The sequence below is a fragment of the Bacillus sp. PK3_68 genome, assembly GCF_003600835.1.
In the GTDB taxonomy this organism is placed as follows: Bacteria; Bacillota; Bacilli; order Bacillales; family Domibacillaceae; genus Pseudobacillus.
Map to the genome: position 1 here is coordinate 2,445,575 of NZ_NQYC01000001.1, position 17,762 is coordinate 2,463,336.

Sequence of the window (17,762 nt, forward strand, 5' to 3'; positions counted from 1 at the left end):
TTGGTACTAAAAACAAGTTATATTCCTTGGTGATAACATTTATAGTAATTATTGTACAGAGCAGAATCTATTGATTTAAAATGAGGATAAACACTTTAGCCGGAAAGGAAGAAAATTTATGAAAAAATTCTCTCTTTACCGCATGTTTATTATTATAACAATGGCAGTTAAGTTCTTTTTGCAAGTAACTTTCTTTCACAAAAGATACCGAAAACGCTGGACAAGTAGAACCAATCAGAAATGGGAAGCGCTGCTGAAGCGCCAGGCAGCCGAATATCGGGAAACGGCTCTGCGTTTAGAAGGGCTATTAATTAAGCTTGGGCAGTTTTTAAGCACGCGAGCGGATATTATGCCAGCAGCTTTTATCGAAGAGTTAGAAGACTTAATTGATCGGGTACCTAGTGTTCCCTGGTCAGCAGCGAAGGCTGTAATGGAAAAAGAATGGAATAAATCCTATACTTCCATGCTCCAGCAAATCAATGAGGAGCCTGTCGCTTCCGCTTCTATCGGGCAAGTGTATAAGGCCCTTCTGCCGAACGGGACTACGGTTGCCGTCAAAGTTCAGCGGCCGGGAATTGACCGGATTATCTCAACTGACTTTAGAGCTGTCCGCATCGTCATGTGGCTGGCGGAGGTTTTTACCCCCTTCGGCAAGCAAACGGACTTGCCAGCCTTATATCAGGAAATGGAAGCAACGATCAGCCAAGAGCTCGATTTTCTAAAAGAATCGCAAAATGGGTTGTACTTTAAAAAACGCTATGAATTATTTGATAAGATAAGTGTTCCTTTTTATTATGAAGAATATTCAACGAAAAAAGTACTTGTGATGGAATGGATAGAGGGTGCGCGGATAACCGATTTAAAGTTCCTTGAACAAAATGGGATCGACCGCCGGAACTTAGCCGCCCGGCTTGTAGAAATATTTCTAGAACAGCTTCTTCAAGAAGGAAAGTTTCATGCTGATCCTCATCCAGGCAATATTTTAGTCAGAAAAGATGGAACGATCATTTTGATTGACTTTGGAATGATCGGCGAAATTCAACGGAATGACGCTGCTTACATGCGCCAGCTTGTAGAAGGAGTTATCCTTGAGGATTATGATCAAGTTGTCTCCGCCCTAGAAAGCTTGCGCTTCCTGCTTCCTGGAGCGGACAAAGAATTATTGAAAAATATTATTCAGACACTCGTAGGTCATTATACAAAACATACGTTTTCGCTAACAGACGACTTTTTAATGAAACAGCTGTTAGCTGATATTGAAAAAATAGTAAAGGATCAACCTATCCAAATGCCAAGCGAGTTTGCTTTTTTTGGCCGTGCTGTTTCTACGTTCGTCGGCATCTTATATATCCTTGACCCTGACGTCGACCTACTGGAGGTCAGCAAGCCGCTTATTTTTAAATGGCTACAGGAAAACCCTGAGCCTGGTCCTGTTTCTGACCGGACGGCCATCAACTTGCTTATGCAATCTGTTCGCCCTTTGTTGTCCATTCCACGGCAAATTCAGCAAACGCTGGATGAGCCGAGAAAATATCGGGAATGGAAACAGCGTCATGAGCATAATCGGCTTGAGCATGATTTTTTATTATCTAAAAAACGCGATGCCTTATTTTTTATCCTGCTCAGTTTCATTCTAACGGCTGTAACCAGCTTTTTTCAGCAGGAGTTATGGCTCTACGGAAGCGGCCTCCTCCTCGTCATTAGCTTTCTCTACTATATAATGAGCGTACGTGCCCATCGGAAGCTGCTGCGGCGAGGAAAAAAGTGACTTATCCTCATTTTACAATATACAGTCACTAGTCATTGTTGAATAAAAAAGTCCAGAAGAGAGTCTTCTGGACTTTTTCTTTATTATTTTAGCATTTCAAATACTTGCTCAACGTCCTTGTCGCCTCGACCGGAAATATTTACAATAATAATTTGATCTTTTTCCATATGTGGAGCGAGTTTAATTGCTTGAGCAACAGCGTGGGCACTTTCCAAAGCAGGAATAATCCCCTCTGTACGCGACAGCTTCTGGAATGCCTCCAATACTTCCTTGTTCGTCACGGTATAATACTCTGCGCGCCCGGTTTCTTTCATATAGCTATGTTCCGGGCCGACTCCCGGGTAATCTAACCCAGCAGCAATTGAATAAGTAGGCAGTGGATTTCCCTGCTCATCCATTAGAACAAGACATTTGAAACCATGTAGTTCAGCTGGCTTCCCTTTCGTAAGCGTAGCTGCCTGCTCTGGCTCAGCACCAATGAGACGGACAGATGGCTCATCAATATAATGGGCAAAAGCGCCAATGGCATTGCTGCCGCCGCCAACACAAGCGATGACAGCATCCGGCAAACGGCCTTCTTTTTCGAGAATCTGTTTCTTCGACTCTTCGCTAATCACACCGTGGAAATGCTTCACCATGGTTGGGTACGGGTGAGGTCCTACGGCGGAGCCAAGCAAGTAAAAGGTCGTTTTATAGTTTGCTACATAATCACCTAACGCCGCATCAACGGCATCCTTCAAGCGTCCCTGCCCGCTTTTCACAGCTACAACTTGGGCTCCAAGAAGCTCCATTCGAAAGACATTCAGTGCCTGGCGCCGGGTATCTTCTGCCCCCATATAGATCACGCATTCCATACCGAACATAGCACAAACGGTAGCGGTGGCTACCCCGTGCTGTCCAGCACCAGTTTCGGCAATAATCCGCTTGGCTCCCATCTTTTTCGCCAGCAAAATCTGGCCCATTACATTATTAATTTTGTGAGAGCCTGTATGGTTTAAATCTTCCCGCTTTAAATAAATTTTCGCACCGCCGAGCTGCTCAGTTAACTGGCTGGCATAGGTTAACGGGTTTTCTCGACCAACGTATTCTTTTAAATAATATTTATATTCATTCATAAATTCAGGTTCATCTTTGTATGCCTCAAACTGCTCAGCTAAATATTCTAAAGCTTCCTTTAATTCTGGCGGAACGAAGCTGCCGCCAAACTGTCCAAAATAGCCTTTTTCTGTCTCAACTCTACTCATCTCTCTCTTCTCCTCTCCGCAATAAAACTATTCTGAAAATTATCTATTACTATACCAATCCTGCGTTTATCAGTCAATTCACCTTTTCTTTTATTTTCACTATTTTATTAAAATGATCCATTTTTTGCCGATATATAAATAGCAAGAAAATTCATTTTCCTCGCTGCCTCTTAGTCTCTTACTCTCAAATTTAGTATATAGGGGATGAAATATATAGATGAAACAACAACTGTTTAAATGTCTCGCTGTTCCTGCACTTATTTTATCGCTTGCCTCTCACCCGCTTGCTGCTCAGCCCCAGACAGCTGACCAGAAAAAAGAAGAAGTCATTGTAGTCTATAAAAATGCGACTGGAAAGAAGAAGGCATTGCTCAACAGTGTAGAAGTCGACCATCAATTCAAGTATGCCCCCGCTGTATCGGTTACTATGGAGCAAGGAGACATCAATCAACTGAAGAAAGACCGTAATATTGCTTATATTGAAAAAAACGTAGTCTTTAAATTAAAGGGAACAAAAAAGAAGGTACTCACAAAAAAGCAAGTAGATAATGCTAAAACAAGTGCTTTTATCTCCAGTGAAGAATCCCAATGGAGCTACCAAGCAGTAAAAGCTAATGAAGCTGCCCAAAAAGGCATGACTGGAAAAGGTGTGAAAGTAGCCGTTATTGATTCTGGCATCTCCCCTCACCCTGAGTTAACCATTGCCGGTGGAACTTCTACCGTTGACTACACATCCTCCTGGGCTGATGACAATGGACACGGCACTCACGTAGCCGGTATCATCGGAGCTCATCGGAATAGAACCGGCATCATCGGCATAGCACCAGACGCCAATCTCTTTGCCGTCAAAGCAATGGATCAACAAGGAGAAGGGACACTCCAAGATATTCTTGAAGGAATCGACTGGTCGATCGCTAACGGGATGGATATTATTAATCTAAGTCTTGGAACTGAAGCTGATTCTCGAATGATGCATGACATGATTAATAAAGCCTATGAAAAGGGCATCGTGCTTGTTGGAGCAGCAGGGAATGACGGGTTAGCAGCTGGGACTGGCAACACTGTTGACTATCCCGCTAAGTATGACAGCGTTATAGCAGTAGCAGCCGTTGATCGCTATTTAAAAAGAGGAAGTTTCTCTTCTACTGGGAATGAAGTGGAAGTGTCAGCGCCGGGAGTTGATGTTCTTAGCACATATACAGATGGACGTTATGCCTACATGAGCGGGACGTCTCAAGCCACTCCTCATATTGCCGGTCTACTTGCTCTCTTGAAACAGCAACATCCCGCTCTTTCAGGAAGTACTCTGCGAAATGAATTACTAAAACAAACGACAGACCTTGGTACACCCGGAAGAGATCCTTGGTATGGGTACGGATTAGCTACTTATGGAGAAACAAGTCCGTCTTCTGTTCAAGAACCTGCTGTAGATAACAGATTGCTATCCGCTTTTGAAGAAGCAGCAAATAAAATCGTCCAGGCCAACACCACTAAAAAGCTATGGGACTATGACTCTGCTCGTCATGCTATTAGCAAACTTCCAGATCAACAAGAAAAAGCAGAACTGCAGCTTGGGCTGAACAACATTCGCCAACAACTTGGCTTAATAGAGTTTTCTTCTCTCCTAAATCTTAAGCCAACCCACACATTGACGATTCGCTTCAGCCAAAGCATCGATTCAAAAACTGTTAATTCTTCGAGCGTTTTCGTGCGAAATGAAGGAGAATTTGTAGATGGCCTTGCTTTATCAACAAGCTCCGACGGAAAAACAGTGACAGTCAAAGCTCCGCCAGCCGGCTATACATCCGGACAAACTTATTTTCTCTATATAGATACGACGATTGCGTCACCAACAGGAAAAGCTCTAAAGGCTCCTGTTATCGTTAGATTTACTATTTCCTAAGATAAAAAAACTGTTCTTCGCTAAGATTTCTTTACTTTTCATCATTTTAAGGACGAAAGTTTTAGATGAAAGAGAATCCGAAGGACAGTTTTTTGATTCCTTGTGAAAAATTGTCTATATTTTAAGAACAAACAGTTTTGCAAATCGCAAAAAAGGGTATAGGTCATAGGAGTTTATATCTATATAGGAGAAAACCATCATGTCTCTTCGCAAAAAAATAATCTTATTTTTTACTGCTGCTGTTGTCATAGGCCTATCCGTTTTATATTTTTCTGCTCATTTTTTTATATTAACTCACTTCAAAGCTCTTGAAGACGCTCAGGCAAAGGAAAACATGCAACGCATTTTGCATGCGCTTACAACCTTTGAGGAGCACCTTGTCTCCCGCTCCTTAGATTATTCGGCATGGGATGATACATATCAATATGCCTTGAAACCGAACAAAATGTATGAGAAGAACAACCTATTGAACCAAACCTTTTTTACCAATGAGTTTAATGTGCTTCTTATCCTAAATAACGAGCAAAAGATTCTATTTAAAAAGGCCATAAGGTTAGAAGAAGAAAGAGAAGCGGTTGTTTCTAAATCTCTTTTAGAAAAATTAGCAACTGATCCTCTCCTTTCTCGCATTTCAAAGCAAGATTCTTTTTCAGGTATTATTCGTCTGCAAGAAGGACCGATGCTGCTAGTCTCTCAACCTATTTTAAAAAGCGACTTAACCGGTCCACGCGCTGGTACAATGATTGTCGGACACTATTTGGATAAGCAGCTGGTTGATGAACTTCGTGATGATACTCTTTTACCGGTGGAACTGGCTGACTTAAAACGGACAGTGCTTCCAAAGGAAGTAGAATCAGATGATAGCTCGACTATTATCTGGATGGATACGCAAAAAACAGACGAATATAGTGCCTATGCTGCCCTTCCGGATTTACATGGTAACCCCGCAGCTATACTGCACATTAAAGCCGACCGGCATCTCTACAATCAAGGCCGGAAAAGCGTTTTCTACTTGTTGCTTTTAATTGTAGCAGCTGCTTTGTTATTGCTAAAAGGCGCCCTTTCCTTTATTAACCGCATGGTGTTTCGCCGTCTTAACCGCTTGATGAAAAATATGATTGCCATTCAACAACACAATGATTTATCTGCCCGTATACGTGTAAGAGGAAAAGATGAAATTTCTTTGCTAGAGCTTGAATTTAACACAATGGTGGATTCTCTTGAAAATTATCGTCGTCATATTATGAATCTTGCCTATAAGGATAGCTTGACTCATTTACCAAATCGCACGTTTTTCTACAGCGAAGTTTCCATGCTGCTGGATAATTTAAAGGGCATGAAACGGATGGGCGCCATGTTATTTATCGATCTTGACGGATTTAAGGACGTAAATGACAGCTACGGACACGACCAAGGTGACTTACTGCTGCAAAAGACGGCTGTACGAATAAAAGGAGTGATCCGTGAGCAAGATATCGTATCCCGTCTCGGCGGAGATGAATTTATTGTTTTTCTATTCGATTTAAGAAGTGAAGAGGAAGCAGCTTGTATCGCCAACCGAATTTGCCAGCTCGTTGCTCAGCCTGTTCACTTAAATGAAGGACAAGCAGTAGTATCGGCCAGTATCGGCATTAGCTTATTTCCACAGGACGGCCAGCATCCCGATGAATTAATAACAAAGGCAGACCAGGCAATGTACGAGGCAAAGCGGAAAGGTAAAAATCAGCTGCATGTCTTTAAGAAAAAAGCCCACCATTTATAGGTGGGCTTTTTCTTATTGAAAAACAATCGTTTTGTTTTCGTGGACAATTACTCGATCTTCCAAGTGCCATTTTACTGCTCTCGCCAGAACACGGCGTTCAATAGAACGGCCAATCTTCTTCAAATCGGCTATATGATCCCGGTGATTGACCCGCTCGATATCCTGCTCAATGATGGGACCTTCATCAAGATCATTTGTCACATAATGCGAGGTTGCACCGATTAACTTTACTCCTCTGCCGTAAGCGCGCTCATAAGGACGGGCGCCGATAAAGGCCGGAAGGAACGAATGATGGATATTAATGATTTGATTCGGAAATTCGCTGACAAAATCCGAAGTTAAAATTTGCATGTAGCGTGCAAGAACAATCAAATCAATATTGTTCTCTTTTAACAAAGCGATTTGCTCTTGTTCCACCTGCTTCCGGATGTCTTTGTTAGCCGGGATGTAGTAGAACGGGATACCTAAAGACTCAACCATGTCTCTGGCCGCCTCATGATTGCTGACAACGAGGGCAATATCCGTTGGCAAGTCTCCACTTTGCCACTCCCATAATAGCTCAAGCAAACAATGCGGCTCTTTTGAAACAAAGATCGCTGTCCGCTTCCTATCTTTTGTATAAGTGAACCGGTATTCCATAGCGAATGTATCTGCCAACCCTTTGAAATCCGCTTCCATAGCTGTTCGCTTCTCTGTTAAACCAGGGCAGTCAAACTCAATGCGAATAAAGAATGTCCCGCCTTCCGGATCACTGGAATACTGGCTGGATTCAATAATGTTCGCCTGAAAGTCTGATAAAAACTTAGAGATGGCTGCGACAATGCCTGGCCGATCTGGACATTTAACGAGCAATCTGCCCCGGTCCTTTCGTCCTTTTTCTTCTATTAAAGGGGTTGATGTTACGTTTGTTTCCATAAATAAAGCCCTGCCTTCTTCTGATCATTAATTATCCATTATACTGTAAAAAAAATAAATGAAAATAGTTTTCTTCCGCTACTGTATTGGCATCTCTCTCCAGTTACATTATAGTCAAGTTAGGAATACAGCTCAGGAGGAGATGATAAACCATCCATAACTGAATAGTTTGCTTTTAATAAAAATACAAATACGATGAGGAGGATGAAGCTCAATGACAGCAAAATGGCTAGATATCTCTCAGCCGCTTAACAGCCGAATTGCCCACTGGCCTGGCGATGTTCCTTTTTCTTATGATGTCTCTTTCACAAAGGAGCAAACGGGCTCTGTTACTATCGGCAAAATAACGACCAGTCTTCACACCGGCACACATGTTGACGCACCATTTCACTTTGACTCCAGTGCTCCGACGATTCTTGACCTTGACTTATCTATCTTTATTGGCAAAGCCCGAGTAATTGATGTATCTCACCTAAAAAAAGTTGGAGCAGAACAAATGAAAGCTTTCCCTTTAGAGGGAGCGGAACGGCTGCTTCTAAAAACCACACCTGTAAGCAGCCTTGAAATATTCCCTGAAAAAGTCCTTTCGCTCGATCCAGATCTTGGTCCCCTTTTAAAAAAATACAACATTCGTTTGATTGGCGTGGACGTTCCATCTGTTGATGCACTAGATAGTAAGGAGATGGCTGTCCATCATTCTTTCAGCCAGCATAATATTCATATCCTTGAAAATATTGTGCTCGATCACATAGCACCTGACGATTATGAATTAATCGCTTTACCTTTGCCCATTGAGGGTGCAGATGGCAGCCCTGTCCGTGCCGTTTTACGCCCTCTTGCAAATCGAGCAGAGAGGAAGGGGAAATATGACAATCAATAAAAACGATCCCTTGCAAGAATCATCCATTCATACTGATTTCACAAACAATATGACTTACGGCGAGTATTTAGACCTCAACCGACTGCTCTCCAGCCAAAGACGGCTATCCGGCCACCATGATGAAATGTTATTTATTATTATTCACCAGGTTAGCGAGCTATGGATGAAGCTTATTATTCATGAAATACAAGGAGCCATTGTTTGCATCCAAAAGAATGAGCTGCAGCCGGCATTCAAAATGCTGGCGCGCGTCTCTAAGATCCAAACTCAAATTATTCAGGCATGGGATGTTTTATCTACGCTTACTCCCTCTGAATACATGGAATTTCGCGACAAACTTGGGCAGGCTTCAGGTTTCCAGTCATACCAATACAGACAAATTGAATTTCTGCTTGGCTACAAAACATCCCACATTTTAACCATTTACAAAAAAAACCCTGAACTTCATGCCCTTCTAGAAAAAACTTATCACGCACCGAGTATTTATGATGCGGCTATTGAAGCCTTGGCCCGAGCTGGCTTTCCAATTGACGTTGACTTGCTTCAGCGCGATTATTCCATCACTTACACAGGCCATCCAACAGTGGAAGCAGCATGGTTAAGCGTATATAATGATGTGAACGCTTATTGGGACTTATATCAGCTGGCTGAAAAGTTAATTGATATAGAAGACTGGCTTCAGCAGTGGCGGTTTCGCCACATGAAAACTGTTGAGCGGATTATCGGATTTAAGATGGGCACAGGCGGCTCATCAGGTGTACAATATTTAAAAAAAGTGCTTGATCACCGCTTCTTTCCGGAATTGTGGGACTTGCGCACAAAGCTTTAGTGTTTTAGCAGACAGATAGAAAAGGTGAGTGTTTATGGAAAAAAAAGAACAATGGTCTTCTCGTCTCGGCTTTATTTTATCCTCCGCCGGTGCGGCGATAGGCCTTGGAGCAATCTGGAAGTTCCCTTATGTGACCGGTCAAAGCGGCGGCGGAGCTTTCCTGTTATTGTTTATTGTATTTACCTTATTAATCGGATTACCGATGTTGATTTCTGAATTTATCATTGGACGCGGTTCTGGCCGAGAAGCTGTCAGTGCTTATAAGAAACTGGCCCCAAATAGCTTTTGGACCATTATTGGCAAATTAGGTGTAATCGGCTGTTTTCTCCTTCTTTCGTTTTATAGCGTAGTAGGCGGCTGGGTGCTCATCTATACCGTGATGGCGCTTGGCGGGCAAGTCATTAAAAGCGGAGCAGATTATAGCAACCTCTTCGGACACGTTACCGGTTCTCCATCCATTACCATCGCCGGTCTTGCTGTCTTTCTTGTTATTAATGTTGTCGTGGTTGCTTCCGGTGTGCAAAACGGAATCGAAAAAGCAAACAAGTATATGATGCCGCTCTTATTTTTGTTTTTTGTTGTGCTCGTCATCCGGGCATTAACTCTTGACGGAGCAATGGAAGGTATCCGCTTTTTCTTGCAGCCTGACTTTTCAAAAATAACGGCAGAAGCTGTGCTTTATGCCCTCGGGCAATCGTTCTTTTCTCTTGCTGTTGGGTTTTCATGCATGGTCACGTACAGCTCCTATTTAAACAAAAGCGTCAGCCTCCCGACTTCAGCCGGTTCAGTTGCCATAATGAACATTTTTGTCTCTGTCCTTGCCGGCCTGGCGATCTTCCCGGTCGTTTTCGCTTTTGGCTTTGAACCGGCAGAAGGGCCGGGACTGCTGTTTATCGTTCTCCCTTCCGTGTTCTCGCACATGCCATTTGGCAGCTTGTTTTTATTTATTTTCTTAACACTGTTTTTATTCGCTACCTTAACCTCTTCCTTCAGTCTGTTGGAAATTATCGTAGCTGCTTTTCTTAAAAACGGTGCTTCCAGAAAAAAAATAGCGGCTATTGCAGGCACAATCGTCTTTTTTGCAGGCATTCCGGCAGCACTTTCCTTCAGTCTGCTGGCAGATGTTCAACTTTTCGGCAAAACCGTTTTTGATACGACAGATTACCTTGTGAGCAACATTCTTCTACCGCTTGGCAATTTATTAATCGCCTTGTTTATTGCTTGGCGAATGAATCGTGAACTTGTAAAAGAAGAATTTATGCTTAGCCGCCGGTTGAGCCCTGGGATCTACTCCACTTGGTACTTATTAATGAGATGGCTCGTGCCGTTAACTATTATTATTGTGTTTATTAATACGCTTGGTTTTCTAGGTTAATGGTTCGTGTCTTTGAGCCTTCCCCATGTGGAAGGCTCTCTTTTTAATCTCATTTCAGCATTGATTACATATCTTAATGGCATTGACGATATTATTTAGCGTACCGTAAGATATAGATATATCGTTTAATTATTCATAAAATTCTTTATACAGGTGGGAGAGATGGAAATGAATATAACAAAAGAGATACCTAATTCTGGTATGAAAATAGCAAAATCCTATGTAGATAGCGTATATCAAACAGTTCAAGAGCGAAACGCCGGAGAAAAAGAATTTCACCAGGCTGTAAAGGAAATTTTCGACTCACTCATCCCTGTATTTGCCAAATACCCTCAATATATGCATAACAGCATCCTCGAAAGAATTGTTGAGCCTGAACGCATGATCACCTTCCGTGTTCCTTGGGTGGATGATCAAGGAAAAGTTCAAGTGAATCGGGGATTTCGCGTTCAATATAACAGTGCCCTCGGTCCCTATAAAGGCGGCCTTCGTTTTCACCCTTCTGTCAATGCAAGCATTATTAAATTCCTAGGTTTTGAACAAATTTTTAAAAATTCATTAACAGGCCAGCCCATTGGCGGCGGCAAAGGCGGATCTGACTTTGACCCGAAAGATAAATCGGATGGCGAAGTCATGCGATTTACTCAGAGCTTCATGACTGAGCTTTCTCGCCATATCGGTCCGGATACAGATGTACCGGCAGGTGATATCGGTGTGGGGGCCCGGGAAATCGGCTTTATGTTCGGACAATATAAGCGGCTGCAGAACGCTTACCACGCAGGCGTTCTTACTGGAAAGGGCGTCAGCTATGGAGGAAGCCTGGCCAGAACGGAAGCAACAGGATACGGGACCGTCTACTTCGTGGAAGAAATGCTCAAAGACAATGGCCTGAGCTTTAACGGCAGTACAGTTGTCGTCTCCGGCTCAGGAAATGTCTCTATCTATGCGATCGAGAAGGCAACCCAACTCGGTGCAAAAGTCGTTGCCTGCAGCGACTCCAACGGTTATATTTACGACAAAAATGGAATTAATCTTGATACCGTCAAACGTTTAAAAGAACAGGAAAGAAAACGAATCAGTGAATATACAGACGAACACCCGGAAGCTGTATATGTAGAAGGCTGTTCAAACATTTGGAATATTGCTTGCGATATCGCTCTCCCATGTGCCACACAAAATGAAATTGACGAAGAAGCAGCCCAAACACTCGTTGAAAACGGGGTAAAAGCCGTCGGTGAAGGAGCGAACATGCCATCTACACTAGAAGCGATCGATGTCTTCTTGGAAGCGAAAGTTCTCTTTGCTCCTGCCAAAGCGGCTAATGCAGGTGGTGTCGCGGTATCAGCTTTAGAAATGGCCCAAAATAGCTCGCGTATGCCGTGGACATTCGAGGATGTGGATCAGAAGCTTCATACGATTATGAAAAACATTTATTCTAGCAGTGTCGAGGCTGCTGCTGAATTCGGCTATGAAGGAAACCTGGTGATCGGTGCCAACATCGCTGGATTTATGAAAGTTGCCAACGCTATGCTCGATCAAGGTGTTGTATAAGAGAACGAGTGACCCCAAAGAGCCAGGCATCTCCTGTCCGACGGAGATATCTGGCTCTTTGCTTTGAGGGAAACCCTTTTCACAGCTTCTCAAACGTAATATGATAAGGAAGTTGTATATTCTCTAAGAAAGGCTGGAAAATTCGTTGAAACGTTTTCTGAAAAGCTATCGATTTACTTTTTTATTGCTCACAGCTATTCTTCTTGGCGGAGTTGCCGGTGTTCTGTTCGGCCCAAAAGCAGCAGTAGTCAAACCGCTAGGAGATTTGTTTTTAAACCTGATGTTCATGATCATTATCCCGCTCGTCTTTTTTAGCATCTCTTCAGCTATTGCCAGCATGGACGGAATGAAGCGGCTGGGAAAAATCATGGCCAGCATTGTGATTGTCTTCCTGTTCACAGCGGCTACTGCAGCTGTTATCGGCTTGGCGGGCGCTTTTTTATTTAATCCACTTGAGGGAACAGACCTGACGGCGATTAAAAATATTATGGCTGAGTTTGATCCTGCAGAAGCGGAAACAGACAATGTGTCATTTGCTGCTCAGCTAGTAAATACATTTACTGTTAATGATTTTTCCTTGCTTTTGTCGAAAAGCAACATGCTGCAACTGATTGTCTTTTCCATTTTGTTCGGGCTGGCTACTGCTATGACAAAAGAAAAGGGAAAACCAGTAGCTGACTTTCTGGCATCTGGCACAGCTGTTATGATGAAAGTCGTTTCTATTATTATGTATTATGCGCCTATTGGGCTTGGTTGTTATTTCGCCGCTGTTATTGGCGAACTTGGACCACAAATTCTTAGTGGCTATGCCCGGACATTTGCTCTTTACCTTGGCCTGACAGCCCTTTACTACTTTGTTTTCTTTACACTGTATGCCTTTATTGCGGGTGGAAAAAATGGGGTAAAAATCTTCTGGAAACATGCTGCAGCCCCTTCTATTACAGCCATTGCGACCTGTTCAAGCGCGGCAAGCATTCCTGTGAACTTAACTGCTGCTAAAAAAATGGGGGTGCCAAAAGATATTGCAGAAACGGTTATTCCGCTTGGCGCTAATACGCATAAAGACGGATCTGTTTTTGGTGGTGTGTTAAAGGTCGTCTTTTTGTTTGCTCTTTTTAACAAGGATATGACAAGCCTGACGAGCATCTTAGCTATTCTCGGTGTTTCATTTCTCGTTGGTGCGGTTATGGGAGCGATTCCCGGCGGCGGCATGATTGGAGAAATGCTAATTCTAAGTGTATTCGGATTTCCACCGGAGGCACTGCCAATTATCGCTGTGATCAGTACGATTATTGATGCGCCTGCTACTCTATTAAACTCCACCGGGAATACGGTCTGCGCCATGCTTGTCACTCGTCTGGTAGAGGGGAGAAATTGGCTGCAACGCCAGCTGGCCATAGGCTCTTAACAACGGGAGTGCCTCGCTTTGCGGCACTCTCTCTTTATTATTCTCTGTTTCTTTTATAGCCCAGGAGAAAAACATATTGTCCAAATGGAGGTGACACATGTGGAATTGCTGATGATTGTATTGCCAGCCTTCATGATCTTCTTTGCCGGCTTTCTCGGCCAAAAAATAATCGGGTTTGATATCCGATCCATTTCCAAAGCCGCTCTTTATATTATGTCCCCTTTTCTTGCCTTCCGGACTTTCTATACGAACGAGCTGACGATGGAGTATTTCTATATTATCTTATTTTGCCTTTTGCTTTGTCTTGCCCTTGTTTTGATGATTGGGCTCACAGGTTACTGGATGAAAGCATCAAAACCACAGTTGTCTGCAATGATGCTCGGCGGCGCTTTCATGAACAGTGGAAATTACGGCGCTCCTGTCATACTCTTCGCCTTCGGAGCAGCTGGCTTTGACTATGCTGTTATTATGATGGTCTTTCAGTCGCTTCTCATGAATACAGTCGGGCTCTTTTTTGCGTCGCTCGGCGGGAAGGACGAGTCTTCTCTCATCCAATCTCTTAAAAGCGTAGTACGCATGCCAGTCATTCATGGGGCATTGGCCGGTGTTACTCTACAAATTTTATCTATACATATTCCAAAAGCGTTCATGGAAGCGATCAGTCTCGTGGCCGATGCTTCCATCCCAACAGTTATGCTCGTCCTCGGTATGCAGCTGGCCGTTATTGCCCGCAAGCGTGTCGCCTATCGCTATGTCTCTGCGGTTACCCTTATTCGAATGTTTGCATCACCAGTGCTCGCAGTTGCTATCCTTGCTTTCATACCTGTCAATGAACTGCTAAAAAATGTGCTCATCTTACAGGCAGCAATGCCTGCTGCAGCCAATACGACGATGTTTGCCATTCAATTCGGAACGGAGCCCGACCTCGTATCTTTCACCACACTGGTCACTACTTTACTAAGCATTGGAACGATTCCTGTGGTGCTTTTTTATCTAGGAGCTTAAATGATGAAAGACAGCCCCAAACGGATTACATTCGGGGCTGTCCTCTTTATTAATACCCGCCGCAAACTTTAAAAGCAGGCACTCGTTTTTGTTTATTTCAAAGCAGCAGTAGGGGTTTTTTCCCAAACCACTTCGCCATCCATTACTGTAACTTCCACTTCTGTTTGCAGAATTTCTTCCGCTGACACTTCAAATAAGTTGCGATCCAATACAACTAAGTCAGCAAGTTTGCCTTCTTCAATCGTACCTAATTCATCTTCCCGGAAGACACTATAGGCAGAACCCGCAGTATAAGCCTTCAAAGCCTCGGCAAGCGTGACTCGCTCCTGCTCGTTCCAAGTATCATCCAGCATGAAATCCTTCCTTGTCACTGCATGGTAAATTTCAATCATCGGTTCAAGCGGAACAATTGGATAATCACTGCTATAAGATACAACGGCTCCAGATCTTAATAGAGTGGCATTCGGGTAAATATACGTTTGCTTCTCTTCACCGACACGTGTTGTATGGCTTTCCCTTGGCATCAAAGCCATATGATACGGCTGAATAGACGGCATGACACCCAGCTCTTTAAAGCGTGGAATGTCCTCTGGCGCAATGACCTCAATATGCTCAAGCGCATGACGAGCATCCCGTTTCCCATTCACTTGTTGGGCTGTTTCATATAAGTCCAATCCCAACCGGACAGCTCCATCACCAATGGTATGAAAACGAATTTGGAACCCTTCCTTGTCTGCCTCTACTACCCACTTTTCCAGTTGCTCTTTTGTATAGGCGATTTCTCCTCTGGTTTCTGGTTTGTCAACATATGGATCAAGCATATAAGCTGTATAACCGGTCACTACCCCGTCAATAAATTGCTTCAGCCCCGCAGTCCGAAGCTTATCTGAAGAGTAATCTTCCCTGAATTTTTTTGCTTGTTCTATTTGGCCATTCAATGGCGGATAAAGATGGAAGCGGCATGTTAATTGTCCGTTATCTTCAAACTCCTTAAACACAGAATAAGCTTCTAGCTTTTCATGGGCACGGCTCGCATACAGGTCATTGACAGATGTTACACCAAGCTTTGCTGCATGCTGCAAAAACTGGCTCACCATATCGTGCAGCTGCTCCTTCGGAAAATCATAAGCAAAGTCCGCAGCCAAAGCGATGGCAGTTTCAATTAAAATGCCTGTTGGTTCTCCTTGATCACCTTTGTAAATAACTCCATATTCCGGATTAGGTGTCTCACTTGTAATATTGGCAATTTCAAGCGCCTTTGAGTTTACCCAGCCATAATGTCCTTCCGCATGTAATAGCATAACAGGACGGTCTGGCAGTTCCTGATCCAGGATATAACGGTCGGGGAACTCTTTCTTGTCCCATGCCGTATGATCCCAACCTGTGCCGATCACCCACTGTCCATCTGGTTTCCCTTCAGCATATTCTCTTACTTTAACCGCTGCCTCTTCAGCTGATTTGACATCTGTTAAAGACACACAATAATGGCTGAAGAGACTGCCGAGCATAATATGCAAGTGAGCATCGTGGAATCCAGGCATTACAAGCTTATTGCCGGCATCTATTACTTTCGTCTCCTCACTTTTCAGCGCTTCGATCTTTTCTGGCGTGTCGACTCTAATAATCTTGTTGTCTTTAACAGCAATGGCTAGGGCCTCCGGTTCGTCCTTTAATCCTGTAAAAACTGCCTTGCTTTTTATAATTACATCCGCTTTCAACATTTTTCATTCTCCTTTGCTATTTATATACTAAGCTGACAAATCCATTACAGGCGGTTTTTGTCTAAACCCTTTTGTTAAAACCACCATATAGATAAGACCAAGAGCAAACCAAATGCTCCCTAGTACCTTTGAATGGATATCTAAATTAATAAGAAGCCATAAATCAAGCAAGGCTCCAGCTGCTGGAATAATTAAATAAAGCAGCGTTCCTTTTAGAGAACGTTCCTTTTTCCGAACAAAGTAATACGTAATAACGGCGATATTTACACTTGTAAATGCAAGAAAAGCGCCAAAGTTAATGAATGAAGCAACGAGTGATAGGCTTAAGAACAATGCAAGCAAGGAAATAGCGCTAATTAATAGGATGTTGTTCACAGGGGTGTTATATTTTTGATGCAAGGTTCCAAAGAACTTATTAGGGAGCTGTCCATCACGACCCATAGCATAAAGCACACGCGAAGCACTTGCCTGAGAAGACATCGCAGAACCAAATGCCGTAACGGCATAGACAGCTAGAAAAGCAGAAGCGAGGGCTTTGCCACCGACAAACTTAATGATTTCATGAGCTGCAGAGTCCGGATCAACAAATGAGTTGTAATTTGGCCAGACATTTTGGGCAAAGTATGAAACGGTAATAAAGATAGCTCCTCCTACTAGCGTGATAATGAAAACTGCCCGTGGGATATTTTTTTGCGGATTCACAGTTTCCTCTGCAAACGCTGTAGCTGAATCAAAGCCAAGGAAAGAAAAACATAGAAGGGCAGCACCCGAAATAATAAATGAAAGCGGCTCTTCCGAATTATAAAACGGTTTCAAAGAAAAGAGAGTGCCAGTGCCCGCCCCTCCTGCAATTTCTTTAATGGATAGCCCAATAAAAAGAAGGATAAATGCAATGGAGAAAATCGTGATAAAAGCATTGGCCTTTGTTGCCAGCTTCACACCTCTCACATTAATAACGGTCACTAATAACAACATGCTAAGTATCCAAACATAGTTTGGCACAGATGGAAAAGCAGCAGAAAAAAAGATGCCAAATAACAGATAATTAACCATAGGAATGAAAAGATAATCCATTAAAATAGCCCAGCCAACAAGAAAGCCCACATACGGGTTTATCGCCTTTTGTGTATAGGCATAAGCAGAGCCGGCAGACGGGATAGATTTAGACATCTGTCCATAACTGTATGCAGTAAACAGCATGACAATCAAGGCCAATAAATAGGCTCCTGGCACCATTCCGTGCGATAATTGGGCCGCAATTCCATACGTGCTGAAAACTGTGGCAAGTGCCATAAACGAAAAACCAAAGAGAACAACGTGGATAAGCCCTAGCGACCTGTTCATTTCTTTTGTCTGTGACATAACAAACCCCCTTAACCCTTTTTATAATTATTGCAAATA

Annotated in this window: 13 protein-coding genes; 9 read left to right on the forward strand and 4 right to left on the reverse strand. The window is 43.1% G+C overall.

The annotated features are described in order from the left end of the window. The first annotated feature begins 118 nt into the window (after nucleotides 1-118). Nucleotides 119-1,768, forward strand: a complete 1,650-nt coding sequence (locus CJ483_RS12480; RefSeq protein WP_120035416.1) for an ABC1 kinase family protein — start codon at nucleotides 119-121, stop codon at nucleotides 1,766-1,768. Between the two features lie 83 nt (nucleotides 1,769-1,851). Here CJ483_RS12480 and trpB read toward each other — a convergent pair whose 3' ends face one another. Beyond that, entirely contained in the window at nucleotides 1,852-3,012 is a 1,161-nt protein-coding gene (gene trpB / locus CJ483_RS12485; RefSeq protein WP_120035418.1) for a tryptophan synthase subunit beta, read from the reverse strand. Nucleotides 3,013-3,229: 217 nt separating this feature from the next. Here trpB and CJ483_RS12490 point away from each other — a divergent pair, with 217 nt between their 5' ends. Continuing rightward, a complete protein-coding gene (locus CJ483_RS12490; RefSeq protein ID WP_120035420.1) occupies nucleotides 3,230-4,915 on the forward strand; it encodes a S8 family serine peptidase in 1,686 nt (561 codons plus the stop codon). A 199-nt stretch (nucleotides 4,916-5,114) separates the two neighbouring features. Then, on the forward strand, nucleotides 5,115-6,677 hold the full coding sequence (locus tag CJ483_RS12495) for a sensor domain-containing diguanylate cyclase (RefSeq protein WP_120035422.1): 1,563 nt from the start codon (nucleotides 5,115-5,117) through the stop codon (nucleotides 6,675-6,677). Nucleotides 6,678-6,689: 12 nt separating this feature from the next. Here the strand turns inward: CJ483_RS12495 and purU are convergent, their stop codons facing one another. Next, nucleotides 6,690-7,592 carry a formyltetrahydrofolate deformylase gene (gene purU, locus CJ483_RS12500; protein WP_120035424.1) on the reverse strand — a complete coding sequence of 301 codons (903 nt, stop codon included), beginning with the start codon at nucleotides 7,590-7,592 and terminating at the stop codon, nucleotides 6,690-6,692. A gap of 214 nt (nucleotides 7,593-7,806) precedes the next feature. Between purU and kynB the strand changes: the two genes are divergently transcribed. The 6 genes from kynB to CJ483_RS12530 all read left to right on the forward strand — a co-directional run bounded on the left by kynB (nucleotide 7,807) and on the right by CJ483_RS12530 (nucleotide 14,640). After that, the gene (gene kynB, locus CJ483_RS12505; protein ID WP_120035426.1) at nucleotides 7,807-8,472 is read left to right on the forward strand and encodes an arylformamidase; all 666 of its coding nucleotides are present in this window, start codon (nucleotides 7,807-7,809) and stop codon (nucleotides 8,470-8,472) included. Then, nucleotides 8,459-9,301: a tryptophan 2,3-dioxygenase gene (kynA, locus tag CJ483_RS12510; protein WP_445324255.1), complete on the forward strand. Its 843-nt coding sequence runs from the start codon at nucleotides 8,459-8,461 to the stop codon at nucleotides 9,299-9,301. The genes kynB and kynA overlap by 14 nt, the downstream gene beginning before the upstream one ends. Nucleotides 9,302-9,335: 34 nt before the next feature. Next, complete coding sequence (locus tag CJ483_RS12515) at nucleotides 9,336-10,676, forward strand: sodium-dependent transporter (protein ID WP_120035428.1); 1,341 nt, start codon at nucleotides 9,336-9,338, stop codon at nucleotides 10,674-10,676. A 168-nt stretch (nucleotides 10,677-10,844) separates the two neighbouring features. Continuing rightward, nucleotides 10,845-12,227 (forward strand): NADP-specific glutamate dehydrogenase, encoded by a 1,383-nt coding sequence (gene gdhA, locus CJ483_RS12520; protein ID WP_182917040.1) that lies wholly within the window; start codon nucleotides 10,845-10,847, stop codon nucleotides 12,225-12,227. A 145-nt stretch (nucleotides 12,228-12,372) separates the two neighbouring features. Next, a complete protein-coding gene (locus tag CJ483_RS12525; protein WP_120035430.1) occupies nucleotides 12,373-13,635 on the forward strand; it encodes a dicarboxylate/amino acid:cation symporter in 1,263 nt (420 codons plus the stop codon). 99 nt (nucleotides 13,636-13,734) lie between these two features. Further along, nucleotides 13,735-14,640: an AEC family transporter gene (locus CJ483_RS12530; protein WP_120035433.1), complete on the forward strand. Its 906-nt coding sequence runs from the start codon at nucleotides 13,735-13,737 to the stop codon at nucleotides 14,638-14,640. Nucleotides 14,641-14,732: 92 nt separating this feature from the next. Here CJ483_RS12530 and CJ483_RS12535 read toward each other — a convergent pair whose 3' ends face one another. Continuing rightward, nucleotides 14,733-16,361, reverse strand: a complete 1,629-nt coding sequence (locus CJ483_RS12535) for an amidohydrolase (protein WP_120035435.1) — start codon at nucleotides 16,359-16,361, stop codon at nucleotides 14,733-14,735. A 27-nt stretch (nucleotides 16,362-16,388) separates the two neighbouring features. Continuing rightward, the gene (locus CJ483_RS12540) at nucleotides 16,389-17,723 is read right to left on the reverse strand and encodes an APC family permease (protein WP_120035438.1); all 1,335 of its coding nucleotides are present in this window, start codon (nucleotides 17,721-17,723) and stop codon (nucleotides 16,389-16,391) included. Nucleotides 17,724-17,762: the final 39 nt, after the last annotated feature.